The organism is Alexandriicola marinus, assembly GCF_004000435.1.
Taxonomy (GTDB): domain Bacteria; phylum Pseudomonadota; class Alphaproteobacteria; order Rhodobacterales; family Rhodobacteraceae; genus Alexandriicola; species Alexandriicola marinus.
In genome coordinates this window covers 236801-260825 of record NZ_RBVZ01000003.1, presented here as the reverse complement: position 1 = coordinate 260825, position 24025 = coordinate 236801, and the positions used below count along the sequence as shown (strand labels likewise).

At 65.0% G+C, this 24025-nt stretch carries 20 protein-coding genes; 19 read left to right on the top strand and 1 reads right to left on the bottom strand.

Annotation, left to right across the window (positions count from 1 at the left end):
• The first annotated feature begins 1 nt into the window (after position 1).
• The 9 genes from EP376_RS13845 to EP376_RS13805 are packed head-to-tail and all read left to right on the top strand — an operon-like array spanning position 2 to position 8261.
• Positions 2-796 carry an SDR family NAD(P)-dependent oxidoreductase gene (locus EP376_RS13845; protein ID WP_127656187.1) on the top strand — a complete coding sequence of 265 codons (795 nt, stop codon included), beginning with the start codon at positions 2-4 and terminating at the stop codon, positions 794-796.
• Positions 797-803: 7 nt separating this feature from the next.
• Positions 804-2225 (top strand): allantoinase AllB, encoded by a 1422-nt coding sequence (allB, locus tag EP376_RS13840; RefSeq protein WP_127656186.1) that lies wholly within the window; start codon positions 804-806, stop codon positions 2223-2225.
• Entirely contained in the window at positions 2222-3037 is an 816-nt protein-coding gene (locus EP376_RS13835; protein WP_127656185.1) for an ABC transporter ATP-binding protein, read from the top strand. The genes allB and EP376_RS13835 overlap by 4 nt, the downstream gene beginning before the upstream one ends.
• Positions 3034-3792 (top strand): ABC transporter permease, encoded by a 759-nt coding sequence (locus EP376_RS13830; protein WP_127656184.1) that lies wholly within the window; start codon positions 3034-3036, stop codon positions 3790-3792. The genes EP376_RS13835 and EP376_RS13830 overlap by 4 nt, the downstream gene beginning before the upstream one ends.
• A 36-nt stretch (positions 3793-3828) precedes the next feature.
• Positions 3829-4836: an ABC transporter substrate-binding protein gene (locus EP376_RS13825; protein ID WP_127656183.1), complete on the top strand. Its 1008-nt coding sequence runs from the start codon at positions 3829-3831 to the stop codon at positions 4834-4836.
• Positions 4837-4886: 50 nt separating this feature from the next.
• Positions 4887-6335: an amidohydrolase family protein gene (locus tag EP376_RS13820; RefSeq protein ID WP_203331016.1), complete on the top strand. Its 1449-nt coding sequence runs from the start codon at positions 4887-4889 to the stop codon at positions 6333-6335.
• Complete coding sequence (atzD, locus tag EP376_RS13815) at positions 6335-7417, top strand: cyanuric acid amidohydrolase (RefSeq protein WP_127656182.1); 1083 nt, start codon at positions 6335-6337, stop codon at positions 7415-7417. Before EP376_RS13820 ends, atzD begins: the two co-directional genes overlap by 1 nt.
• Positions 7414-7827, top strand: a complete 414-nt coding sequence (locus EP376_RS13810; protein WP_127656181.1) for a DUF3830 family protein — start codon at positions 7414-7416, stop codon at positions 7825-7827. Before atzD ends, EP376_RS13810 begins: the two co-directional genes overlap by 4 nt.
• A gap of 17 nt (positions 7828-7844) precedes the next feature.
• Positions 7845-8261 carry an NUDIX hydrolase gene (locus EP376_RS13805; RefSeq protein ID WP_127656180.1) on the top strand — a complete coding sequence of 139 codons (417 nt, stop codon included), beginning with the start codon at positions 7845-7847 and terminating at the stop codon, positions 8259-8261.
• Here the strand turns inward: EP376_RS13805 and atzF are convergent.
• Entirely contained in the window at positions 8258-10045 is a 1788-nt protein-coding gene (atzF, locus tag EP376_RS13800; RefSeq protein ID WP_127656179.1) for an allophanate hydrolase, read from the bottom strand. The two genes, EP376_RS13805 and atzF, sit on opposite strands and share 4 nt — an antisense overlap.
• A gap of 114 nt (positions 10046-10159) precedes the next feature.
• Here atzF and EP376_RS13795 point away from each other — a divergent pair, with 114 nt between their 5' ends.
• The 10 genes from EP376_RS13795 to EP376_RS13750 all read left to right on the top strand — a co-directional run bounded on the left by EP376_RS13795 (position 10160) and on the right by EP376_RS13750 (position 23982).
• The gene (locus tag EP376_RS13795) at positions 10160-11056 is read left to right on the top strand and encodes a LysR family transcriptional regulator (RefSeq protein ID WP_127656178.1); all 897 of its coding nucleotides are present in this window, start codon (positions 10160-10162) and stop codon (positions 11054-11056) included.
• A gap of 153 nt (positions 11057-11209) precedes the next feature.
• A complete protein-coding gene (locus tag EP376_RS13790; protein ID WP_127656177.1) occupies positions 11210-12337 on the top strand; it encodes a BMP family ABC transporter substrate-binding protein in 1128 nt (375 codons plus the stop codon).
• An 8-nt stretch (positions 12338-12345) separates the two neighbouring features.
• Positions 12346-13452, top strand: coding sequence for an ABC transporter permease (locus EP376_RS13785; RefSeq protein WP_127656176.1), 1107 nt, complete (start codon positions 12346-12348; stop codon positions 13450-13452).
• Positions 13449-14372: an ABC transporter permease gene (locus tag EP376_RS13780; protein ID WP_127656175.1), complete on the top strand. Its 924-nt coding sequence runs from the start codon at positions 13449-13451 to the stop codon at positions 14370-14372. The genes EP376_RS13785 and EP376_RS13780 overlap by 4 nt, the downstream gene beginning before the upstream one ends.
• Positions 14373-14384: 12 nt before the next feature.
• Complete coding sequence (locus EP376_RS13775) at positions 14385-15401, top strand: formamidase (protein WP_127656174.1); 1017 nt, start codon at positions 14385-14387, stop codon at positions 15399-15401.
• Entirely contained in the window at positions 15398-16078 is a 681-nt protein-coding gene (gene biuH, locus EP376_RS13770; protein WP_127656173.1) for a biuret amidohydrolase, read from the top strand. Before EP376_RS13775 ends, biuH begins: the two co-directional genes overlap by 4 nt.
• A complete protein-coding gene (locus EP376_RS13765) occupies positions 16075-17592 on the top strand; it encodes an ABC transporter ATP-binding protein (RefSeq protein ID WP_127656172.1) in 1518 nt (505 codons plus the stop codon). The genes biuH and EP376_RS13765 overlap by 4 nt, the downstream gene beginning before the upstream one ends.
• Positions 17589-18254, top strand: coding sequence for a cysteine hydrolase family protein (locus EP376_RS13760; RefSeq protein ID WP_127656171.1), 666 nt, complete (start codon positions 17589-17591; stop codon positions 18252-18254). Before EP376_RS13765 ends, EP376_RS13760 begins: the two co-directional genes overlap by 4 nt.
• Positions 18247-18579 (top strand): cupin domain-containing protein, encoded by a 333-nt coding sequence (locus EP376_RS13755; RefSeq protein ID WP_127656170.1) that lies wholly within the window; start codon positions 18247-18249, stop codon positions 18577-18579. Before EP376_RS13760 ends, EP376_RS13755 begins: the two co-directional genes overlap by 8 nt.
• Positions 18580-18750: 171 nt before the next feature.
• On the top strand, positions 18751-23982 hold the full coding sequence (locus EP376_RS13750) for a calcium-binding protein (RefSeq protein WP_127656169.1): 5232 nt from the start codon (positions 18751-18753) through the stop codon (positions 23980-23982).
• Positions 23983-24025: the final 43 nt, after the last annotated feature.

The window sequence follows — 24025 nt, the reverse complement described above, 5'->3', positions numbered from 1 at the left end:
GATGGACCTCAATCTCAGGAACAAGGTGGCGGTGATCACGGGCCCGGCCAAGGGCATGGGCGCCGCCATCACGTTGGGTTTCGCCCGGGAAGGCGCCAGACTGGCGCTTCTCGGGCGGGACACCGCCGCGATCGAACCGGTCTGCGCGGCCGCGCGCGAGATCGGCGTCGAAGCGGAAATCTTCGCCTGTGACGTGACCGACGCCACCATGGTCGACGCCGCGGTCAGCGCCATCGGCGGGCGGTTCGGGAACCGTGTCGATATCCTCGTCAACGTGGCGGGTGGCACCGGCCCGATCGGCAAGACCGGCGTCGAGACGACGCCGGAGGAATTCGACGAGATCGTCACCCTGAACATGCAGGGGCCCTTCAACATGATCCGCGCCGTGGCGCCGATCATGCGGGCGGGTGGCGGTGGCAAGATCGTCAATGTCGGCGGCACATTCGGGATGCGTGGCCGCGCGATGCGACTGGCCTACTCCAGCTCCAAATGGGGTCTGCGCGGGATCACGAAAAGCTTCGCGCTCGAGCTTGGCCCCGACAACATCAACGTCAACCTTGTCGCACCCGGCATGGTCGACGGCCCCCGCTTCCGGGAAAAGGTCGTCCCGCAGGTCGCGGCCCAGCATGGGATCTCGCCCGATGAGGCGGCTGCGAAACACGCCTCCGATTATGCGCTGGGCCGGATCAGCACCGACGAGGACATTGCTGACGCGACGCTGTTTCTCGCCTCCGACCGCGCGCGCCAGATCACTGGCGTGGACCTGCCCGTCGATGGCGGCTGGGCATCACTATGAGGACAACATGACCGACCTGATCCTGACGGGCGGAACCGTCGTGAACGAGGGCGCCCGCGCGCACGCCGATGTCGCCATCACCGATGGCGTCATTTCGGCCATCGGCCTGCCCGGCACCTTGGGCGACGCGGCCGAGATCGTAGATGTGACCGGGCTTCACCTGATCCCCGGTGGCATCGACATGCATGTGCATTTCCGCGAACCCGGCTACACCCACAAGGAAGACTGGGAAACCGGCACGCAGGCCGCCGCCATGGGCGGCGTGACGACGGTGTTCGAGATGCCCAACACGCATCCGCCCACCCGGTCGGTCAAGGAATTCCGCGAGAAACAGGCGCTCGCCGAAAAGGCCTGTGTCGATTACGGCATCTACGGGCTTCTGGCCGAGGACAATATCGACGAGATCCCCGGCCTGATCGAGGCAGGCGTCAACGCCTTCAAATGCTTCATGGGCAACACCTTCGGCAACCTGCCCTCCCCCTCAACGGGCGCGATGCTCGAAGGCTTCGAGATCATCGCCCCGTCCGGCCTGCGCATCTCGCTTCATGCCGAGACCGCCTCGATCATGGCCTGGCGTCAGGCGAAACTCGAAGCGGCGGGCAAGAATTCACCGCTCTACCACATTGCGGCCCGGCCCGAGGTCGTGGCGATCGAGGCCGTGGCCCGCGCCGCGATCCTCGCCGAATGGACAGGCGCACGCGTCCATGTCCTGCACATCTCGTCTGCGGGGGAGCTGCGCCCATTGGCCGAGGCCAAGACCCGCGGCGTCGACATCACCGGCGAGACCTGCCCCTGCTATCTGTTCCTTGACAGTAGCGACTATGACCGACTGGGCAGCGTGATACGGGTCAACCCGCCGGTGCGCGAGAAGAAGGATTCCATCGCCATCTGGGAGGCGCTGCAATCCGGCGTCGTCGACATGATCGCCACCGATCACGCGCCCCACACGCCGGAAGAGAAAACGAACGACATCATCTGGAAGGCCGATTGCGGCTTTCCCGGCGTCGAGACGCAGATGCCCTTGATGCTGAGTGAGGTGGCGGCCGGTCGCATGACGCTTGAACATTACGTGCGCATCTCGTCGGCCAACCCGGCACGCGCTTTCGGAATGTGGCCCGCCAAGGGCCGCATCGCCGTGGGTGCGCAGGCCGACATCGCCGTTCTCGACATGGCCCGCGAAGAGGTGATCCGCGCCGAAAGGCTGCACAGCCGCGGAAAGATCACCCCGTTCGAGGGCCGCAAGACCACCGGCGCCCCGATCCACACGATCGTGCGCGGCCGGTTCGTCCAGCGCGACCGCACCCTGTGCGACGGCGTGCGCGGCCATGGCCGGCAGGTCACCGCGATACAGAAGATGCCGACGCCGACCCCCCGAAACACCGATCAAAGCCTCGCGGCTTTGCTCCAACAACAGGAGGCCGCCGAGTGAGCCGCTCCGATTACGTCAAACTCGAGGGCGTGGGCGTGACCTATGGTTTGGGCCCCGACCAGACCGAAGCCCTCTGCCCCACCGATCTGTCCTTGTCCGAGGGGGATTTCGTCGCGCTCGTCGGCCCGTCCGGCTGTGGCAAATCCACCATCCTGAAACTGGTGAGCGAACTTCTCAAACCCACGCAGGGCAACATCTTTTTCGGCGGACGCGAGTTGGGCGCCCGCCCCGTGCGCGTCGGCATGGCGTTCCAGAGCGCGTCTCTCCTGCCGTGGATGTCGATCCGCGACAACGTCATGCTGCCCCTCAAGATCGTGCCTCCCTTCAAGTCCGACTACCGGTCCAAGCGCGGCGGCGAGTACCGCGACCGGGTCGATGCGCTTCTTGAACAGGTGGGTCTTCTGGATTTCGCCGACAAGAACCCGTGGCAGCTGTCGGGCGGCATGATGCAGCGGGCGAACCTGTGCCGCGCGCTTGTCCATGACCCCGATCTTCTGCTGCTGGACGAGCCCTTCGGCGCGCTCGACCAGTTCACCCGCGAAGAATTGTGGCAGACGATGCAGGACCTCTGGCTTGCCCGCAAACCCACCGTTCTTCTCGTCACCCACGATCTGCGCGAGGCCGCCTATCTGGCGAACCGCGTCTGCGTGATGTCGCCCCGTCCCGGCCGGATCATCGAGGATCGCGCCGTCACATTCGAGCGCCCGCGCCCGATCGACGCCACGTTCGAGCCGGCCTTCGTCAAGCTGGTTCAGGAACTGCGCAGCCAGATCGTTCACACCCCCACAGGCAAGAGGTCTTCCGCAGCATGAGCCCGCGCACACAGAAATTCGCCTCCGCCGGCCTGATCGTCAGCGTGTTCGTCCTTTGGGAACTGATCTGCCTGGCCTTCGGGATATCCGAACTGATCCTGCCACGCCCGACACAGATCGTGGGGGCCTTCCTCGAATACGCCCCGGCGATCCGGCCCCATGCCTGGCAGACGCTCTACACCACGATGGTGGGCTTCTTCTTCGGCGTACTGATCGGGTTGTCGCTGGGCGTCCTGATCGGATCGTCCAAGCTGGCCTATGACACCTGCTACCCGCTTCTGGTGGGGATCTCCTCGATCCCCAAGGTCGCCGTCGTGCCGATCTTTGTCCTTTGGTTCGGCGCAGGCACCGTGCCCGCGATCCTGACGGCGATGATCATCTGCATTTTTCCCATCGTGGTGAACGTCTCCACCGGTATCGCGACGGTCGAGCCCGAGCTTGAAGACGTCATGCGCTCTCTCAAGGCGAGCAAGTGGGAAATCCTGTGGAACGTCGGTCTGCCCCGGTCGCTCCCCTATTTCTTTGCCTCGCTCAAGGTCGCGATCACGCTCAGCTTCGTGGGCTCCGTCATCGCCGAGACCGTGGCCTCGAACAAGGGCGTGGGCAACATGATGCTGATCGCCTCGTCCTCGTTCAACGTCCCGCTGGTGTTCTCGGGCCTGATGGTGCTGGCGACCATGGGCATCTCTCTCTACGCGATCTTCGCCTTCGTCGAACGCCGGATGGCCGGCTGGGCGATGCGCAAGGACCTCTGAAGACCAAGAAAAATCCAATCCGACAGGAGTTTGACTATGAAGAAGCTGTTATCAATCGCGGCGATCATGGCGGGTCTGGCGACCCCCTCGTTCGCGCAGGACGTCGAAATCCGATTTACCCTCGACTGGAAGCTGCAGGGCATCCATTCGTGGTTCTACCTGGCAGAGCAGAAGGGCTATTTCGCCGAGGAAGGCCTCGACGTGACGATCGATCAGGGCGAAGGCTCGGCCGCGACGATCACCCGGATCATGACGGGCGCCTATGATGCGGGCTTCGGCGACATGAACGCCATCGTGCAGAACGCCGCCGTGAACCCCGAACTGGCGCCGATCATGGTCTACCAGATCTACAACCAGCCGCCGTTCTCGATCCTCGTTCCGGCCGACAGCCCCATTCAGGGTGCCGCCGATCTCGCGGGCCGGACCGTCGGCTCACCGCCCGGTTCGGCCGTGACCAAGCTCTTCCCCGCGCTCGCGGCGCAGGCCGGGCTCGATCTGGAGACCGTCGATATCCTCAGCGTCCAGCCCAACCTTCAGGAGCAGATGCTGCTTCAGGGCGATGTTGACGCAAGCCTTGTCTTCAACGTCACCAGCTACCTGAACCTGATTGGCCTCGGAAAGAACCCCGACACCGAGTACCGCTTCATCGGCTACGGCGATGCCGGGCTCGACATCTATTCGAACGGTGTCATGGTCTCGCGCGAGCTTTACGAGGAAAACCCCGAAGCCGTCGCGGGCCTTGTCCGCGCGATCAACCGCGCGGTGATGGAAATCATCGCCGATCCCGCGATCGGTGCCGCAGCGGTGAAGGAGGTCGAGCCCCTCATCGATGAAGAACTGGAAGAGAAGCGTCTGAACTTCGCGCTGGAATACCTCATCCGGTCGGCCGAAAGCCTCGAACTTGGCGTCGGCGGCGTCGACATGGACCGGCTTGCCCGGACAATCGGCATCATCCAGTCGGTCTATGAATTCGAGACCACGCCCGAGGCGTCAACGATTTTCACCGACGAGTTTCTTCCCCCGCTTGAAGAGCGCGCTCTGTGACGTGACTTTGGGGGCCGGACTTCCCCGGCCCCCGATCAAGGACTGACCCAATGCCCCCCCACACCACGATTGATGTCGCCTCCGCGCTGACCGGCCCGGACTATGCCCCCTCCGGCCCCGTCCGGCTGCACTTGTCCGACGGGGTGATCGCCGGGATCGAGCCGCTCGATCAAGCCCCGGACGGGCCGGCCCGGCTGGCCATTCCGGCGCTGGCCGATGCGCATAACCATGCCCGGCCCCTGTCGACGACATCCTTCGGCTGCGGTGGCAAACCGCTGGAACTCTGGCTGCCGCAACTGGCCACCATGCCCGCCGTCGATCCCTATACGGCCTGCGCTGCCTCCTTCGCGCGTTCGCTGCGCGGCGGGGCGACCTCGGTCATGGTTCACCTGACCCGACCCATGGGCCAGCGCCCTCTGCCCGACGAGGCCCGCGAGATTGCCCGCGCCGCCGCGGATGTCGGTATCTCGATCGGCTTTGCCATCTCGATGCGCGACCGCAACCCGCTGGTCTATGGCAAGCACGACCCCGCCCTGGATGCCATGCCCGACCAGGCCGCTACGCTGGCCCGCCAGACATGGCTCCGCCCCCTGCCCTCCACCGCCGATCAGCTTGCGCTGGTCGACACCGTGGCCGAAGCGCTGGCCGATGCGCCGCATGTCGACGTGCAATACGGACCCACCGGCGTGCAGTGGTGCAGCGACGCGCTCTTGTCCGCGATCGCCGAGGCCTCGGAAAGAACCGGCCGCCGCGTTCACATGCACCTTCTGGAAACCGAGCCGCAGCGCCAATGGGCCGATGAGGCCTACCCGGAGGGCATCGTTGCCCGGCTGGCCGAAATCGGCCTTCTGTCACCCCGGCTGACGCTCGCGCATTGCGTCTGGGCCCGCCCCGAAGAGCTTACCGTCATCGCCGCACATCGCGCCCGGATCGCCGTCAACACCTCGTCGAACCTGCACCTCTATTCCGGCTGCGCGCCGGTGCCCGCCATGCTCGAGGCCGGGGTCGACGTGGCGATGGGCCTTGATGGCTGCGCCTTCGACGAAGATGACGACGGACTGCGCGAATTGCGGCTGTTTCACCTGCTCAACCATGCGCCGGGATTTCGCGACGATGCGATGACCCCGGCCCGCGCGCTCCATGCCGCGTGCCGCACGGGCCGTGCCGGCCTCGGCCTAGGCGATGGCGGCCTGATCGCGGAAGGGATGCCGGCCGACCTCCTCCTCCTCGATCTGGACCTGCTGGACCGGGACGCGGTGATGGCCGTCGACCCGCGCGATCTGCTGTTTGCCCGGGCGACGTCGGCCCATATCGCCGAGGTCTGGTCCGGGGGCCGCCGCGTTCTGGCGGACGGCACCGTCACCGGCGTCGACCTGCCCGCACTGGAAGAGGCGCTTCGTGAGGAATACCGCGCGGCCCTGCCCGGAACCGAGGCCCTGCGTGCCGCCTGGCCCGCGATCGAGGCCGGGATCGCCGCCCATTACAAGGGGTGCTGCTGATGGCCCGAACCGCCCATGTGCACCGCCTGCCGATGTCGGTGCCGTCCGATGTCTCCGCGATCGAGGCCCTGTTCGCCTCTGGTGACCTTGCCCCCGACGCCATCGTGGCCATTCTCGGCAAGACCGAAGGCAACGGCTGTGTAAACGATTTCACCCGTGGCTACGCGGTGCAATCCCTGCGCGCGGCCCTTGCCCCGCATCTGCCCCCCGACCGTATCGACAGGCTGCCCATGGTGATGTCGGGCGGAACCGAGGGGGGCCTCTCGCCGCACTGGATCGTGCTGAGCGAGGCTGACGGCCCCGACACCGCGACCGGCCCCTCACTTGCGCTGGCCAGCGCGGTCACCCGCCCCCTGAGCCCGTCAGAGATCGGCCGCGGCGCGCAGGTCGAACTGGTCAGGGACGCGGTTCTGACCGCCATGAAAGACGCGGGCATCACCCGCCCCGAGGACGTCCATTTCGTCCAGATCAAATGCCCGCTCCTGACCAGCGAGCGGATCGAGCAGGTTGCAGGCGACGTGGCCACCCGCGATACGCTGAAATCCATGGGGCTGTCGCGTGGGGCCTCGGCCCTTGGCGTGGCGCAAGCCCTGGGCGAGGTCGGGCCGGTGCCCGACACCGCGATCGGCTCCGACTGGTCGCTCTGGTCATCGCGCGCATCCGCCTCGTCGGGCATCGAATTGATGAGCTGCGAGATCGTGGTGATCGGCCTCTCGTCCGACTGGTCGGGCGATCTGGCCGTGGCCCATACGGTCATGCGCGACGCGATCGACGCAGGCTCGATTGCCCGGGTCCTCGACACCATCGCCCCCGGCGCGCCGATCCAGTCGCAGGCCGACCGCCTGCAAGCCGTCCTTGCCAAGGCCGAGGCCAGCGCGGGTGGCACGATCCGGGGCCAGCGGCACACGATGCTCGACGACAGCGACATCTCATCGACCCGGCACGCACGCGGCTTTGTCGGCGGCGTTCTGGCCGGGCTGACGGGTCTGACCGATCTGTTCGTCTCGGGCGGCGCGGAACATCAGGGCCCCGATGGCGGCGGCCCCGTCTGCATCATCTACAGGAAGGATACCCCAACATGAGCGAACTTATCGTCAAGGCCGGCGACTTCACCTTCGGCGGGCACCTTGAAGACGCGGCCGCGCCGCAGACCTGCGCGGCCTTCCGCAAGCTTCTGCCCTATACCGGCAAGATCGTGCATGTGCGCTGGTCGGGCGAAGGCGTGTGGATCCCGCTGGGCGACGAGGATTTCGGCGTCGGCTATGAAAATCATACCAGCCACCCGGCGCCGGGCCACATCATCCTCTATCCCGGCGGCATCAGCGAGACCGAGATTCTGCTGGCCTATGGCGGCGTCGATTTCTCGTCAAAGATGGGTCAGCTGGCAGGCAATCACTTCATCACCCTGACATCAGGGCTGGAAAACCTGATGGCGCTTGGCAATTCGGTCCTGTGGGAGGGCGCGAAAGACATCTCCTTCGAGCTGAGCTGATCCGCGGCCCCGTCCGAATGACTGGCCGGAAGAAACGGATCGTCAAGGTCGGGCTCTGCCTGATCCGCGGGGCCCATGTCCTGCTGGCCCGGTCCCATGGGGATCGGGTCTTTCAGATCCCCGGGGGCAAGCCCGAGGCGGGCGAGGATGACCTGACAGCCCTGATCCGGGAAACGGCCGAAGAACTCGAGGTCTCCCTGATCCCCGGAACGGACCGGAACGTCGGCACCTTCGTGGCGCCGGCGGCCGGCAGATCGGGTGTCGAGGTCGAGGTAAGGCTCTATTCCGCAGAGGTCACGGGCGCACCTCGCGCGGCAAGCGAAATCGCGGAACTTCTCTGGCACGAGATCGCGACCGACGCGCCCTTTGCGTCCGACGTGGTGCGCCTGCACATTCTGCCCCATCTGCGCGACGAGGGCAGCACCGGCCCCTAGCCCGCCTGCGCCAGATAGCTGCGCCAGCCGCCCAGATCGGTGATGTCGCGCGCCTGATTCACGGCCCAGGCCTCGCAGAGGAAACCTGTCACCTGCGCGCCATCGTCGAGCGCGACGCGGCCGAGCGACAAGGGCGCGGGGATCGAGGCGAGGAAGTCGCCCACGCTGTCGCGCGGCATGGCCCAGACCTCGACCGCGATCGCCGATCCGCCATCGCCCACCCGGACAAGCCCCGGCCGTTCGGGCGGCCCGCCTGGCAGGGCGAAAAGCCTGTATTCTGGCAGGGTTTCCGCCTCTCGCTGAAACACCGCGCCAAGCCGCTTCATGTCACCGTTCAGCGGAAGCCCCGACATATGCGCCCCGCAAACCGCGATCTGCAGGTGGGTCGAGGCGCAATCGAGCGGTTCTGAGCGCGACTCCCGCATCGCGCCGGTCGCCCCCAGCGTCCTGTCACCGGCCATTTCGAACGTCTCGGCCATTGCGGCCAGCAGACCGTCCTGCCCCGCCTTTGCGATCAGGGTGACACTGCCGGGGCGGCCATCGGCGCGCGCGGGCGTCGGCACCGCCAGGGCGCACATGTCCATCAGGTTCACGAAATTCGTATAGGTGCCCAGCCGCGAATTGGGCGTGACCGGGTCGGCCTCGAGATCGGCGCAACTGTAGAATGTCGGGATCGACGGCACGCACAGCAGGTCAAGCCCCGCCATTTGCGCCTCGGCCAGCCTGGACAATTCCTTCAGCCGGTAGATCCCCCGAAACGCATCGGCCGCCGACATCCCCTCGGCCCGGCCGATGATCGCGCGGGTCACGGGCAGGATCGCCTCGGGATCGCGGCGCAGCAAATCCTCGATCACGGTATGACGCTCGGCCACCCAGGCGCCCTCGTACAGCATCTCGGCCACCTGGTAGAACGGGTTGAGGTCGATCTCGCGGACCTCGGCCCCCGAGGCGCGCAAGAGCGCCACACCCTCGTCGAACGCCTGCGCCTGAACCGCATCACCAAAGAATTCGCGACTGGCGGCATCGGGCACGCCCACCACCGGCGCGATTGGCGCGCGGGCCAGATCCGGGGCCGCGACGGGGCGGGCGAACGCGTCGCCCGGGTCGTAATCGGCCGCCACCTGGAAGACACGATAGGCATCCTCGGCCGACAGCGCGAAGATCGACACCGTCTCGACGCTGCGGCAGGCCGGCACCACGCCGCGCGCCGACAGCGCCCCCAGCGTGGGTTTCAACCCGACAATGTTGTTGAGCGCGGCCGGAACCCGCCCCGAGCCTGCCGTGTCGGTGCCCAGCGAGAACGTCACGATCCCATGCGCCACCGCAACGCCCGAGCCCGAGGACGACCCGCCCGGCACGATGTCGGGATCAATCGCGTTGCGCGGAACGCCATAGGGCGATCGCACGCCCACGAGCCCCGTCGCGAACTGATCGAGGTTCGTCTTGCCGATCAGAAGCGCGCCGGCTGCGCGCAGCTGCGCCACCACATGAGCATCGGCATCAGCGGTGTAGGCATAGGCCGGACAGGCCGCCGTCGTAACCATGCCGGCCACGTCGATATTGTCCTTCACCACGAAGGGCACGCCCCATAGCGGCAGGTCGGGGTCGAAATCGCCCAGCGCCTGTCCGTCTGCCAGGACCTCGGCCTTGTCACGCAGCGAGATGAAGATCGCCGGATCCCCGATCTCTGCGATCCGGTCATAGACCTTCTCCACAACGTCGCTGACCGACAATCCATCGCCATAGGCCCTGCGCAACCAGGGGAGGGTGGGAACGAAATCCATGCGACGGGCCTCTTTCTCAGCTTCTTGCGATCACAATGCGCGTTGTCGCGCTCAAGACAATCGCTATTAATTCAATAAACCGCTTCCTTTTTTGCATCACTGGACCGAGGCCCCATGCGCCACCTTCAGAACTTTCGCTATATCGAAGCCGTGATGCGGGCGGGGTCCATCCGCCGGGCGGCCGATGACATGAACATCACCTCTTCGGCCCTGAACCGCCGCATCCAGCGCTTTGAAGAGGAATTCGGGTTCGAGATCTTCGAGCGCCTGCCGCGCGGTGTGCGGCTCAACCCGGCGGGCGAATTGCTGATCCAGCATTTTCGCCAGCAGGAATCCGATCTCCGGCGCGTGCAAAGCCAGGTCGCCGATCTTGCAGGCGAACGGCGCGGCCATGTCTCGATCGCCTGTTCGCAGGCGCTTGTGCCCTATTTCCTGCCCGAACGGATCGCGGCCTACCGGCTCAAGCACCCCGGCGTGACCTTCACCGTCAACGTGCGCGACAGGCGCGCCGCGGAAAAGGATCTCAGCGAATTCAACTCCGATCTCGCGCTGGTGTTCGAGCCGGTCCAGATGGTCGATTTCGAGGTTCTGGGCCACCTGCCGCAAGTCATCCATGCGCTGATGCGCCACGATCATCCGCTTGCCTCGAAGTCGGAATTGCGGCTGCGCGATTGCATCGACGTGCCGCATATCCTGCCTGCGCCGGAATTCGGCGTGCGGGCCCTGATCGACATCGCGCTGAGCGGAAGCACCCGGCACGCCCAGCCCAGTGTCGAATCCGGTAGCTTTGATTTCATGCGCCATTATGTGCTGCATGAAAATGTCCTCGCCTTTCAGATCCCCATCGGCCTGCGCCCCCGCGACGAAGACGGCCTGATCGCCCGTCCGATCTCGACCCGCGACATCCCGCCCGGGGCGCTCATCCTCGGCCAGAGGCGCGGGCGGAGCCTGCCGGTGGCCTCCGCGAAATTCGCGCAGGACCTCATCGCGACGCTTGAAACCCTGCAGTGACAGACAAGCCGCCCGCACGGAGCGCTGCAAAAAATGCATCGGATTTGGAAAAATATAGCAGAAGTCAGGAGCATTCCCCTTCGCTACGGTTAATGCAATCCGGCGCACAGACCTCCCGCGCCATGAGAATCGCAATCATCCGGAGTGAAGAGCATGACCAATCGAAAGACCCTGTCCCGGCGCAGCTTTCTGAACCAGAGCGCCGCGGGTATCGGCGCCCTCGCTTTGGGCGGAACCGCCCAGCAGGCCTTTGCCGCCACGCCCCTGACCGTCGGTTTCATCTATGTCGGGCCGCGCGACGATTTCGGCTATAATCAGGCCCATGCCGAAGGCGCCGCCGCCGTGGCCGCCATGGAAGGCGTGACCGTCATCGAGGAAGAGAACGTCCCCGAAACGCAGGACGTTCAGAACACGATGCAGTCGATGATCCAGTTCGACGGCGCGACGCTCCTGTTCCCGACCTCGTTCGGCTATTTCAATCCCCACATCCTCGAAGTCGCACCGAACTATCCCGATCTGCGGTTCCAGCATTGCGGCGGATTGTGGAACAGCGCCGAGCATCCCTCGAACGTCGGGTCCTACTTCGGCTATATCGGGATGGGTCAGTACCTCAACGGCATCGCCGCAGGCCACGCCACCCAGTCGAAGAAGATCGGCTTCGTCGCGGCCAAACCGATCCCGCAGGTGCTCAACAACATCAACTCGTTCCTGCTGGGCGCGCGCGCCGTCGATCCCGAGATCGTCTGCCAGGTGATCTTCACCGGGGAATGGTCGCTGGCCGTCAAGGAGGCCGAGGCCACCAACGCGCTGGCCGATCAGGGCTGCGATGTCATCACCTGCCATGTCGACGGGCCCAAGGTCGTCGTCGAAACCGCCGCCGGGCGCGGGGCCTATGTCTGTGGCTATCATGCCGATCAGAGCGCGCTTGCCCCCGACCTGTATCTGACCGGCGCCGAATGGAACTGGGCCGGCGTCTACCAGAACATGATAGAAACGGTTCAGGCCGGCGGCAGCATCGACAATTTCGTCCGCGGCGGCCTCGCCGACGGCTTCATCAAGATGAGCCCGCTCGGCCCCGCCGTGTCGGACGCCGCACGCAACCAGTTCGAGGCCGTGAAGGCCGAGATCATGCAAGGCGGTTTCGCCGCGATCAAAGGTCCGCTCAATGACAATGAGGGCAACGTGATCGCAACGGCAAGCCAGTCCTTCCCCGAGGATGATGTCGCGCTCGAGAGCATGGACTACCTCGTCGAGGGCGTCATCGGTTCGACCGGGGCCTGAGCCGACTCATGGCCGATCAGGCGCTTCATGGCAGACGATTGCCGGTCCGGGCAGCAGCACTCGAGACGCTGCTGCCCCGGATCGAGGCCGTGGCGATCCCCGCCATCGGCCTGATCGGCGGCTTCGCCATTTTCGCCGTCTTCCTGTTGTCGCAGGGCAAGTCGCCTGTCGAATTCGCAACTTTGGTGTGGAAGGCCGGGTATTCCTCGGCCTTTTCACTACAGAATACGTTCTCTCGCGTGGCGCCGCTTCTGTTCGCGGCGCTGTGCGTGGCCCTGCCTGCGCGTCTCGGCCTTGTCGTCATCGGCGGCGAGGGCGCGATCGTTCTGGGCGGGCTCGGTGCAGGTGTCGCGGGGGTGGCGCTGGCGGGCCTGCCCTCAGTGATGGGGTTCGCCGGCATGGTCATCGCCGCAATGGGACTGGCGGGCCTATGGATGGGCCTTGTCGGCGTCATGCGCGTCAAGCGCGGCGTGAACGAAACGATTGCCTCTCTCCTGATGGCCTATATCGCGATCGCGCTCTTCAACCATTTCGTCGAGACGGTCTTTCGCGATCCGGCCAGCCTGAACAAACCCTCGACCGCGCCCCTGCCCGACGGGCTGCGCGTGGGCGACATGCCCGTCATCACGACCCATTGGGGCCTGATCGTGGGCATCTGCGCCTGCATCGCCTGCTGGGTTCTGATCGAACGGACCAAGCTGGGATTTGCGGCCCGCCTTGCCGGGGACAGCGCCCGCGCGGCCAAGGTGCAGGGCCTGCCGGTCGACCGGCTTATCATCGGGTTCATGGCCCTCGGCGGCGCGCTGGCCGGCCTTGCCGGCCTGTTCGAGGTGGCCGCCGTTCATGGCTCGGCCAATGCGTCGCTGATCGCCGGTTACGGCTACACCGGCATCCTCGTGTCCTTCCTTGCTCGCCATAATCCGCTGGCGATCATCCCCGTGGCCATCCTTCTGGGCGGGATCGAGGCGTCGAGCGGCCTGATCCAGCGCCGGATGGACCTGCCGGATGCCACCAACCTCGTCCTGCAGGGCATGATCTTCGTGGCGATCCTCTTCAGCGAGACGCTGACCGGCCGCCTGAAACTCCTGCAGCCCGGAACATGGGGGCGGACATGAGCGCAGATATCGGTCTTTGGGGTGTCCCGCTCGCGATCCTCGCGGGTGCGATCCGGGTCTCGATCCCGTTTCTGTTCGTGGCGCTTGGCGAATGCCTGACCGAACGGTCGGGCCGGATCAACCTTGGCCTCGAAGGCACGCTCGTCTTCGGGGCAATGGCGGGCTATGCGATTTCCTACGAGACGGGCAACCCCTTTGTCGGTGTCGCGGGGGCAGCGTTGGCCGGGTCGCTCTTCGGGCTGTTTCACGGCTGGATCTGCAAGTTTCGCGGCGTGAACGACATCGCCATGGGCATCGCGATGATGCTTCTGGGCCTCGGCCTCGCGTTCTATTTCGGCAAGGGCTACATCCAACCCGTCGCTCCCGACCTGCCGGCGATCCCGCTGGGCAACTGGTCCGACATCCCTCAAATCCGCGCAGCGCTCCAGATCAACATCCTGTTCTTCGTGGGCGCGGGCCTTGCCCTGGCCATGTGGTGGATGTTCCGGCAGACGCGTGTGGGCCTCGTGATCCGGGTCGTGGGCGACAGCGCCGATGCCGCCCGCGCCATGGGCATGAATATCGACCGGGTCCGCCTTCTGGCGACTGCGGCGGGCGGCGCGCTGACGGGCGTGGGCGGGGCCTACCTGTCGCTGGCCTATCCCGGCAGCTGGAACGAAGGCATCTCGTCGGGCCAGGGCCTGATGGCCGTCGCTCTCGTGATCTTTGCCCGCTGGAGCCCGATCGCCTGTTTCTGGGCAGCACTGCTGTTCGGCGGGGCGGGCGCGCTTGGCCCCGCGCTTCAGTCGGTGGGTGTCAGTGACGGATACTACCTTTTCTATGCCGCGCCTTACGTGCTCACGCTGGCGCTTCTCATCCTGACCAGTTCGCCCGAACGCGCCCTGCGCGGCGCCCCGGGCGAGCTGAGCATCACCAAGTAAACGGAGAATGCAATGAACGGTCTCGGAGGCTTGAACAAATCGGAAAACGGCGTCGTGCTGGGCATGGTCCAGCTGCAATTGCCCGTTGTCGAAACCAAGGCGGACCTCACCGCCCAGACGGCCCGCGTGGTCGAGCTGGTGGGCAAGGCACGGCGCAACATGGGCACAATGGACCTTGTCGTGTTTCCCGAATACGCGCTGCACGGCCTGTCGATGGACACCAATCCCGAGATCATGTGCAGCATGGACGGCCCCGAAGTCGCCGCCCTGAGACAGGCCTGCATCGACAATGCGATCTGGGGATGTTTCTCGATCATGGAAGCCAATCCCGGCGGCTATCCCTATAACACCGGCCTGATCTTCGACGATCAGGGCGAACTGCAGCTCTACTATCGCAAGATGCACCCCTGGGTCCCGGTGGAGCCCTGGGAACCGGGTGACGGCGGCATCCCGGTCTGCGACGGGCCCAATGGATCAAAGATCGCGCTGATCATCTGTCATGACGGCATGTTCCCTGAAATGGCGCGCGAATGCGCCTACAAGGGGGCCGAGATCATGATCCGCACTGCAGGCTATACCGCGCCGATCCGAAACAGCTGGCGGTTCACGAACCAGTCCAACGCCTTCTGCAACCTCATGGTCACGGCCAATGTCTGCATGTGCGGCAGCGACGGCACATTCGACAGCATGGGCGAAGGCATGATCTGCAACTACGACGGATCGATCCTGGCCCACGGCACGACCGGGCGCGCGGACGAGATCATAACCGCCGAGGTCCGCCCCGATCTGGTCCGCGAGGCGCGCGCGGGCTGGGGGGTGGAGAACAACATCTACCAGTTCGGCCATCGCGGCTATGTCGCGGTCAAGGGCGGCGCGCAGGATTGCCCCTATACCTACATGACCGATCTCGCGGCGGGGAAATATCGCCTGCCGTGGGAAGACGAGGTCAAGGTCACCGATGGCACCGGCTTCGGCTTTCCGGCCCCGACCCGGCTCTATGGCGAGAAGGCGCAGGAGGCCGCGGAATGAGCGTCATCAAGGCCGATCCCTATGACTGGCCCTATAACGGCGATCTGCGGCCCGAGAACACCGCGTTGATCGTCATCGACATGCAAACCGATTTCTGCGGCAAGGGCGGCTATGTGGATGCGATGGGCTATGACCTGTCGCTGACCCGCGCCCCGATCGAGCCGATCCGGGCAGTGCTGGCCGCGATGCGGGCCAAGGGCTATCATGTGATCCACACGCGCGAAGGCCACCGCCCCGACCTGGCCGATCTGCCTGCCAACAAGCGGTGGCGCTCGCAACGCATCGGCGCGGGCATCGGCGATCCGGGCCCCTGTGGCAAGATCCTCGTGCGGGGCGAACCCGGCTGGGAAATCATCGACGAGCTTGCCCCCGAACCCGGAGAGCCGATCATCGACAAGCCCGGCAAGGGCAGCTTCTGCGCGACCGATCTGGAACTGATGTTGCGCACCCGCGGGATCGAGAACCTGATCCTGACCGGCATCACCACCGATGTCTGTGTCCACACCACCATGCGCGAGGCCAATGACCGTGGCTTCGAATGCCTCCTGCTCGAGGATTGCTGCGGCGCGACCGACAAGGGCAATCACGACGCGGCGATCAAGATGGTCAAGATGCAGGGCGGGGTCTTTGGCACTGTGTCCGACAGCGCGACCTTTGTCTCGGGATTGCCGGGATGATCGATTGGCACCACGAGAACGGCGCCCTCGGCGTCGAGGCCGTGGGACTGACCATGCGGTTCGGGTCGTTCACCGCACTTGATGCCGTGTCGATCCGCATCCGGCCCGGCAGCTTTCACGCGCTTCTGGGCGAAAACGGCGCAGGCAAATCGACCTTCGTCAAATGCCTCATGGGCTTTTACCAGGCCAGCGACGGCGACATTCTCGTGGGCGGTCACGAGGTGCACATGACCCACCCGCGCGTGGCGCAGGGTCTGGGGCTCGGCATGGTCTATCAGCATTTCACGCTGGTCCCGTCCCTGACGGGCGCCGAAAACCTCGTGATCAGCCGGGGCGATGTGCCGATGCGCATCGACTGGGCCCGCGAGAACCGCGATCTGCGCGCCTTCATGGCGCGTATGCCGTTCACCGCCCCCCTCGACACGCCCGTGGCCGATCTTTCGGCAGGCGAGAAACAGAAGCTCGAGATCCTCAAGCAGCTTTACCTCGGCCACCGGTTCCTCGTGCTCGACGAACCGACCTCTGTGCTTACCCCGCAGGAGGCCACGGAGATCCTCAGCCATGTGCGCGCGCTTACGCAGGCGGGCGAGATCACGGTCCTGATGATCACCCACAAGTTCCGCGAGGTGACCGAATTCGCCGACGAGGTGACGGTTCTGCGCAATGGCATCCACGCGGGCCATGGCCGCGTCGGTGACCTGAGCCATGCCGACATGGCGCGCATGATGATCGGCGAACGTCAGAGTCAGCCGATCCCGGACCGCGCGGGAACCCCCGGCGCCACGGTTCTCTCGCTCCACGATATCCGCGCCCTCGACCGAAGCGGCCTGCGCGAGATCGCGATCCGGGACCTCAAGGTCCGGGCGGGCGAAATCGTGGGCATCGCCGGCATATCAGGCAACGGGCAATCCGACCTGATGGAAATCCTGACAGGCCAGCGGAGCCTTTTGTCGGGCGAAATGCGGGTCCACGACACGCCCTACCATGCCCGCAGACCAGAGGCACAGCGCCTCAAGGTGCGCTACCTGCCCGAAGAGCCGCTGCACAATGCCTGCGCCCCACGGATGAGCGTGGCCGACAATCTTGCCCTGCGCAGTTTCGACGACGGGCGCGGCATCTGGCTCGACCGTGCGGGCATCGCGGCCCGCGCCAAGACCCGGATCGCCGAATTCGACATCAAGACACGGTCGCCCGAGGCCCCGGTGCGCGCGCTGTCGGGCGGGAACGTGCAGCGCACCGCGCTCGCGCGTGAACTGACCGGGGATGTCGATCTGCTGATCGTGGCCAACCCCTGCTTTGGCCTGGATTTTGCGGCGACCGAGGCGATCCACGACCGGATCATGGCCGCGCGCAATTCCGGCACGGCCGTCCTGATGATCAGCGAGGATCTGGACGAGCTTCTGAAACTCGCCGACCGCATCATCGTCATGGCGGAGGGAACATTGGTCCACGAAACCCCGGCCGCGTCCGCCGATCTGGCAATGCTCGGCCAATACATGTCAGGCCACGCATGACCCGGATCGACGCGCGCCCGTTTGCCTTTGAACTTGATGCCGGTTCCGTCGGCCTCGTGGTGATCGACATGCAGCGCGATTTCGTCGAGCCGGGCGGGTTCGGGGAAAGCCTTGGCAATGACGTCAGCCCGCTTCAGCAGATCGTGCCGACCACGGCGAGCCTGATCGCAGGGTTCCGCGCCCACGGCCTGCCTGTCCTGCACACCCGAGAATGCCATGCGGCCGACCTCTCGGATTGCCCGCCCGCGAAACGGCTGCGCGGCGATCCCGCCCTGCGCATCGGTGATCCGGGCCCGATGGGGCGCATCCTCATCGCCGGGGAACCCGGGGCCGAAATCATCCCCGAGCTTGCCCCCCTGCCCGGCGAGATCGTGATCGACAAGCCCGGCAAGGGGGCCTTCTGCCGGACAGGTTTCGAGACGATCCTCGGCGATCTGGGCCTGAGACAGCTGATCTTTGCCGGCGTCACGACCGAGGTCTGCGTCCAGACCACCATGCGCGAGGCCAATGACCGCGGTTTCGATTGCCTTTTGGCCGTCGATGCCACCGCCAGCTATTTCCCCGAATTCAAACGCGCCGCGATCGAGATGATGACGGCGCAGGGCGCCATCGTCGGCTGGGCGGCGGAGACGGCGCAAATCCTCGAGGCTCTTGATGACTGATCCCACGATCCTGCGCGGCTACCTCACGACCGACTGGCGCGATGCCGATTACCAGCCCTTCCGCGACGGGATCGAAATCGCCCGCCTGCGCGAAGTCGACCCCGCCGTCGCCCTTCTGCGCTATGCACCGGGTGCCCGCGTGCCGATGCATCGCCATAACGGGCTCGAGATGATCTGCGTTCTTGATGGTGCCCAATCGGACGAACGCGGGACCTACCAAACGGGCGATGTCGTGCTCAACCCGCCGGGCAGCGCGCATTCGGTCTGGTCCGATCCGGGCTGCGTCGTTCTGATCCTTTGGGAAAAACCCATTACCTTCCTGTGATACCGACCGCGCCGGGCTTGGTGCGGAAATACGTGACCCGCGCGAAGAAAGCGTGGTAGGGTTTTTTATTGACGTTTGGTCACCTCGGTTTTTCGGGAATTTGATTTGAGAGATTTGCACGCGGATCTGGCCGGACTCCAGACTGAGCACGAGGCTTTGCAAGCCGCCCTCTTGCTGGTTCGGACCGCGCTACGCGACGTTCAGGGCCTGACCGGCCCCATCGGGATCGACGGGTTCGATGCGGCCGACACGACTGCCCAACAGACCGAGCCTGACATCGACGCACTTGTCTCTGCTCTGAAAGAGTTGCGCGCCGAGCTTCGCCCGCTTGAGGATTTGCCCTCCCGCACGCAGGACGAGGCCGAAACGGCGCGGTCGGAACTGGCCTTGGCCCTCTCCGATCTTTCGGCGATGCAGGACGCGGCCACTTCGAACCCGTTCGCCGCCGATGGTGCGATGGTCGCTCAGTTGCGCGACTTCGCGCGCGATCTGGACGCCGCTCAGGCCGAACTGTCGGCTGCGATCCGGTCAGAGGCTGCCTCCGATTCCTCGGCACGCGCCCTGCAGGCCATGGTCACGCAGGATGAGGTCGACACCGCCGTCGACAACCTGGTGGCCTATGACGCGGCCCTGTTCGAAAGCCTCGACAACGTCGCCGAGATCCGCGACGCCGTCTGGAGCGCTCTGGATTCACTGGGCATCATCGACAGGGCCATCGACAAAATCGTCGATTTCCGCGACGCGGTCGGCGGTTTCGGTGACGATCTCGACAAGCTGGAACTGGTCTTCAAGCTTCTCGAGAAGGCCGGCCCCCTCAAGACCGTGGCAAAGATCGGCCGCGACATTGCCGACGCGGTTGGCGACCGGATCGACAGTTTCGAACGCAAGCTGGACGACGTGGTCGAGCGGATCGAGAACAGTGCCGTCAAGCGGCTGGTCGACGACATCATCGAGAACCTCGAGGATTTCGACGACATGCTGGCCGATGTCGAGGGCGAGCTTGAATCGCATCAGGCCGCATTCAGCAGCGTGGCGTCCATCGTCTCGAAACTGTCGACGTTTGCCTCTGAACCGATCGTGGCAGCAGGCACCCTCGTGGAGCCGCCTCTCGCCGCACTGACGTTGATCAACGAGGTCTATGCCGAACTTCGTGACGTGATCACCGCCTTCAACGTCGATACGCCCGATGCCGATTTCTCGCTTCTGATCGAGGCCGAAAAGGCGATGGCCAAGGTCTTCGATTCACTCGATTTCATCCGTCAGCCCCTGAACGACGTCTACAACCTTCTCAAACCGATCGAGCCGCTGCTCGATGCTGTGGGGTTCATCACCGCGATTACCGTCGATCCGGTGATCGACATCATCTTCGACACGATCGGTGTCGACGATCTGCTGGATGATGCCGCCGACAAGATCTTTGCCCTGCTGCCGAATGTCGATTTCCTCGACACGCTCGACGCGTCGTTCGATCAGCTGGAAGAGGCGCTTGCCGCCTATGACCCGCTGCAGGCGGACCTGCCCACATACGATCATGACAACGATGCCGGCACGGATGAGATCCCCGATCCCTTCGGCATCGGCCAATGGGTCGCAGAAGAGCTGCGCGACGGGCTGACCTCTGTCATCACCGACACCTTCGGGACGCTCAGCGCCGAGGGTATCGGGATCGCGGTCGAGATACCAACCGGGCTTACAGGTTCGGACGATGACGAGGATCTGACGGCCGAGATCCCGGGTGTCGGCACCCCCATCAACGATCTGATCATGATCGGCAATGCCGAGAACAACACGATCACCGCGAGCGGCGGCGACAATGTGCTGTTCGGCTCCGAGGGTGACGACACGCTGATCGGCGCCGAGGGCGATGGCGACGATCGCGCGGTGTTTCTCGGGCGGCTCGGCGAATACCTGATCAGCCGCGAAGACGATACGGCGCCCGTCATCATCGAACACGCCTCGCCGATTGCGGGCGAATCCCTCGACGGGCGCGACACTCTGATCGATATCGACAGCGTCTCTTTCCTTGGCGGCTCCAGCGGCACCGAACTCACGCTCACCATCGACGAGTTGCTGGGCCAGGTCATCCGCGTCGACACCACGACCTTCGACGTCAACGACGATCCGGACGCCGCGGCCCTTCTGGCCGACGATCCGCTGACCCAGTTTTTCCTGTTTGCCGCGGTCAACGGCGCCACGCTGACGGGTGCGGGTGGTGACGACCTGATCTCGGGTTCGACGGGCAACGATGTCCTGAGCGGTGGCGATGGCGACGACCTGATGGAAAGCCTTGGCGGCTTCGACACCATCTTCGGAGGCGAGGGCCAGGATACCTACGTATATTACTACGATGGCGAGGGCGGCGGCGGCCCCCTCAAGGTCGATCTCGCCGGCACGGTTCAATCCGGCACCGAAGGCCCGAACGTCGAGATCAACTCCTCCTTCCAAGTCGAGCTGAACAGCATCGAGAACGTCCTGATCGAGGATGACAGGCAATCCGCGATCTTTGGCGACGACATGGCCAACGAATTGGCCGCCAGCGGCGATGAGCGGTCCCTGATCGACGGGCGCGGCGGCGACGATATCCTGCGCGGCGGATCGAACGGCGACGTTCTGATCGGCGGCTTGGGCAACGACAGCCTGTTTGGCGGCAAGGGCAACGACGACCTGATCGTGGGCGACGTTCTGGCCGACGATATCGGCGGGACGCCTGAAGGGAACGGACAGTTCTATGACGGCGGCGAGGGCGATACCGACAGCCTGAACTATTCCACCGATATCCGCGATATCGTCGATGCCCCCTTCCCCAGCGATGAACTCGCGGGCTTCCGCGACCGCGCCTATGACCAGGTCGCCTCCGGCCCCGTCCGCGTGCTTGGTGACGGCACGGTCGAGAGGCTGTCGTCCGACGGATCGACGGTTCTGGCCATCGATATCGCCATCAACATCGAGGACTACGTCGGCTCGGATTTCAACGATACGCTCTATGGTTCCACCAGCGACGACGCGCTTTATGGGCTTCACGGTGCCGCAGGCGACGACATCATCTATGGCGGCAACACCTATGGCGTTGTGGACGGCGGCGAAGGGGCCGACATCGTCTTTGCCGGGACGGGCGGGGCGAGTTACCGAGGCTCGACGGAAGCCACCCTTGATCTGACCGCGGTCGAGGATGTGCGCTGGCGGGTCGACAGCGGTCTGCGCGCCTATTCGGCCATCGACAATCAGGACATCACGAGCACCGGGGCCGTCACGCAATTCAACGGCGGTTCGCTCAGCGGCTTCAGCACCTTCATCGGCAGCGATTTCGACGACGAATTCTCGATCGACGAGAATTACGAGCTGACGATCTATGGCGGCGCCGGGGATGACCAGATCCGCGTGGATGGCAACGGCTCGGAACGCCACAACGTGTTTGGTGGCGCGGGCGACGACGTGATCACGCTCGATCAAGATGGCCTTGCCGAAGGCGGTGACGGCGAAGATGAAATCTTCGTCGAACGCTCCGGCTCCGTGAATGGCGGCGCGGGCGACGATTTCATCATGGTCAATCGCGCAGACCCGGGCACGATCCTGCGCGGCGGCGAGGACCCTGTCGACGAAGATGGCAACCAGCGACGCGACCTCGATTACATCTCGGTCCGGCCCAACAATCCACCCGGCGGTGTGACCATCGACCTGCTGGCCGGCACGATGATCGACAACTTCGGCGGCACGACCATCAACGCCGGGATTTCGGAATTCGAAGGCGCCATCGGATCGGACGAAGATAACGATGTTCTGGGCGGCGACGAAAACGGCAACGTCCTGATCGGCGGCGGCGGCAACGACATCCTCGAAGGCAGGACAGGCGTGATCGCGGCCGACGAATCCACCGGTTCTCCGGGTGATCCCTCCGGCAACGACCTGCTTTATGGCGGTGAGGGTAACGATACGCTTCACGGCGGCGACGGCGACGATCTGCTGCATGGCGGCGCGGGCCGGGACATTCTGATCGGGGGCTCCGGCAACGACACGGCCTCCTATGCGCTATCCGCGCCGGGGGCCGACCGCGCGATCACGCGTGCATCATCCGAAAGTGCCGTCACCGCCGGCATCTACGTCAACCTGTCCGAAGGCTGGGCCGCCCCAAATGACGGGACAAGCCAGACCGACACCCTTCAGGGGATCGAGAATGTCGTGGGCACCTCGGCCGATGACGAGATCATCGGGGATGCGGGCGACAACGCGCTTGATGCCGGTGATGGCGACGACACGATCATCGGGCTTGGCGGCGATGACAGGATCGCTCTGCAGGGCAACGACGAGGCCTATGGCGGGGATGGCGACGATTATTTCGTGATCGGTGCCGGAACCATGACGATCGATGGCGGCGTGGGCGTCGATACATTGGAATTCGGCCCCTCGGCCAAGGTCGAGGTCATCGTGGACCCCGAGACGGGCGAAGGCACCTATACCGCCGAACTGCTTGTCAGCCGGGCGGTCTGGGCCGACGATAACGGCGCCAGCATGCAGGGCACCGATGGCAGCCGAACGATCAACGGCACGACATTGACGCCCGACGAAATCCTCCAATCGGACCCGATCTTCACCGACAGTATCGACGACCTCGACCGGATCGTTCCCGAGGTCGAGGATGACGGGTTCGAGATCGCGATCATCAGCGAGACCGTCACCTATACCGGCAGCTTCACGGGCGTCGAGAATTTCACGGTGGCCCGCACGCCCGACGCAGGTGGTGTCCTTCAGGCCGGCAGCGGAGACGATTTCCTGACCGGTGGCCGCGGCGATGACCAAATCGACGGCGGCGGCGGATCAGATTTCATCTTCAGCATCGGCGGCGACGACCAGATCGATGGCGGCGCGGGGTCAGATACCGGCATCACCCAAAGCGGCAACTCCACCTTTGCCGAAGACGATGCCGGCACGTCCCAGACGACCGACAGGCCGGTTGACGATATCTTCGTGGCCGGCTGGGGCGACGACGCTCTGATGGCGGGCGCTGGCCATGACATCGTGATCGGCGACCCGGCCGAGGACTGGGCCTTTGGCGCCGATACGATCGACGGCGGAACAGGAGACGACCTGCTTCAGGGCGGCTTTGGCGCCGACCTCTTCGTCTTCGGCGATGGCCACGGCAACGATACCATCGCCCGGATCGACATCGACGCGGTCTTTGCCGATAGGCCGGCGGACATCTCGGACGTGCCGCTGCTGGCGGGCGCAGATTTCCAGACCGGGCTTGACCGGATCGACCTGAGCGCCATCGCGGACGTGACCTCCTTCGATGATCTCGAGCTGACGGACACGTCGGACGGCGTTTTGATCGACACGGAACAAGGCACGATCACCATCGTGGGTCTTTCGGTCACCGACTTGTCTGAGAGCGATTTCATCTTTGTATAACATATACTTGCCAGAACCACGTCCGGACGGGGCGCGCGATTTC

Bases quoted from the DNA above. Each gene is read 5' to 3' on its own strand.
- EP376_RS13845 (WP_127656187.1), top strand. From the start codon at position 2: ATGGACCTCAATCTCAGGAACAAGGTGGCGGTGATCACGGGCCCGGCC.
- allB (WP_127656186.1), top strand. From the start codon at position 804: ATGACCGACCTGATCCTGACGGGCGGAACCGTCGTGAACGAGGGCGCC.
- EP376_RS13830 (WP_127656184.1), top strand. From the start codon at position 3,034: ATGAGCCCGCGCACACAGAAATTCGCCTCCGCCGGCCTGATCGTCAGC.
- EP376_RS13825 (WP_127656183.1), top strand. From the start codon at position 3,829: ATGAAGAAGCTGTTATCAATCGCGGCGATCATGGCGGGTCTGGCGACC.
- EP376_RS13820 (WP_203331016.1), top strand. From the start codon at position 4,887: ATGCCCCCCCACACCACGATTGATGTCGCCTCCGCGCTGACCGGCCCG.
- atzD (WP_127656182.1), top strand. From the start codon at position 6,335: ATGGCCCGAACCGCCCATGTGCACCGCCTGCCGATGTCGGTGCCGTCC.
- EP376_RS13810 (WP_127656181.1), top strand. From the start codon at position 7,414: ATGAGCGAACTTATCGTCAAGGCCGGCGACTTCACCTTCGGCGGGCAC.
- EP376_RS13805 (WP_127656180.1), top strand. From the start codon at position 7,845: ATGACTGGCCGGAAGAAACGGATCGTCAAGGTCGGGCTCTGCCTGATC.
- atzF (WP_127656179.1), bottom strand. From the start codon at position 10,045: ATGGATTTCGTTCCCACCCTCCCCTGGTTGCGCAGGGCCTATGGCGAT.
- EP376_RS13795 (WP_127656178.1), top strand. From the start codon at position 10,160: ATGCGCCACCTTCAGAACTTTCGCTATATCGAAGCCGTGATGCGGGCG.
- EP376_RS13790 (WP_127656177.1), top strand. From the start codon at position 11,210: ATGACCAATCGAAAGACCCTGTCCCGGCGCAGCTTTCTGAACCAGAGC.
- EP376_RS13785 (WP_127656176.1), top strand. From the start codon at position 12,346: ATGGCCGATCAGGCGCTTCATGGCAGACGATTGCCGGTCCGGGCAGCA.
- EP376_RS13780 (WP_127656175.1), top strand. From the start codon at position 13,449: ATGAGCGCAGATATCGGTCTTTGGGGTGTCCCGCTCGCGATCCTCGCG.
- EP376_RS13775 (WP_127656174.1), top strand. From the start codon at position 14,385: ATGAACGGTCTCGGAGGCTTGAACAAATCGGAAAACGGCGTCGTGCTG.
- biuH (WP_127656173.1), top strand. From the start codon at position 15,398: ATGAGCGTCATCAAGGCCGATCCCTATGACTGGCCCTATAACGGCGAT.
- EP376_RS13765 (WP_127656172.1), top strand. From the start codon at position 16,075: ATGATCGATTGGCACCACGAGAACGGCGCCCTCGGCGTCGAGGCCGTG.
- EP376_RS13760 (WP_127656171.1), top strand. From the start codon at position 17,589: ATGACCCGGATCGACGCGCGCCCGTTTGCCTTTGAACTTGATGCCGGT.
- EP376_RS13755 (WP_127656170.1), top strand. From the start codon at position 18,247: ATGACTGATCCCACGATCCTGCGCGGCTACCTCACGACCGACTGGCGC.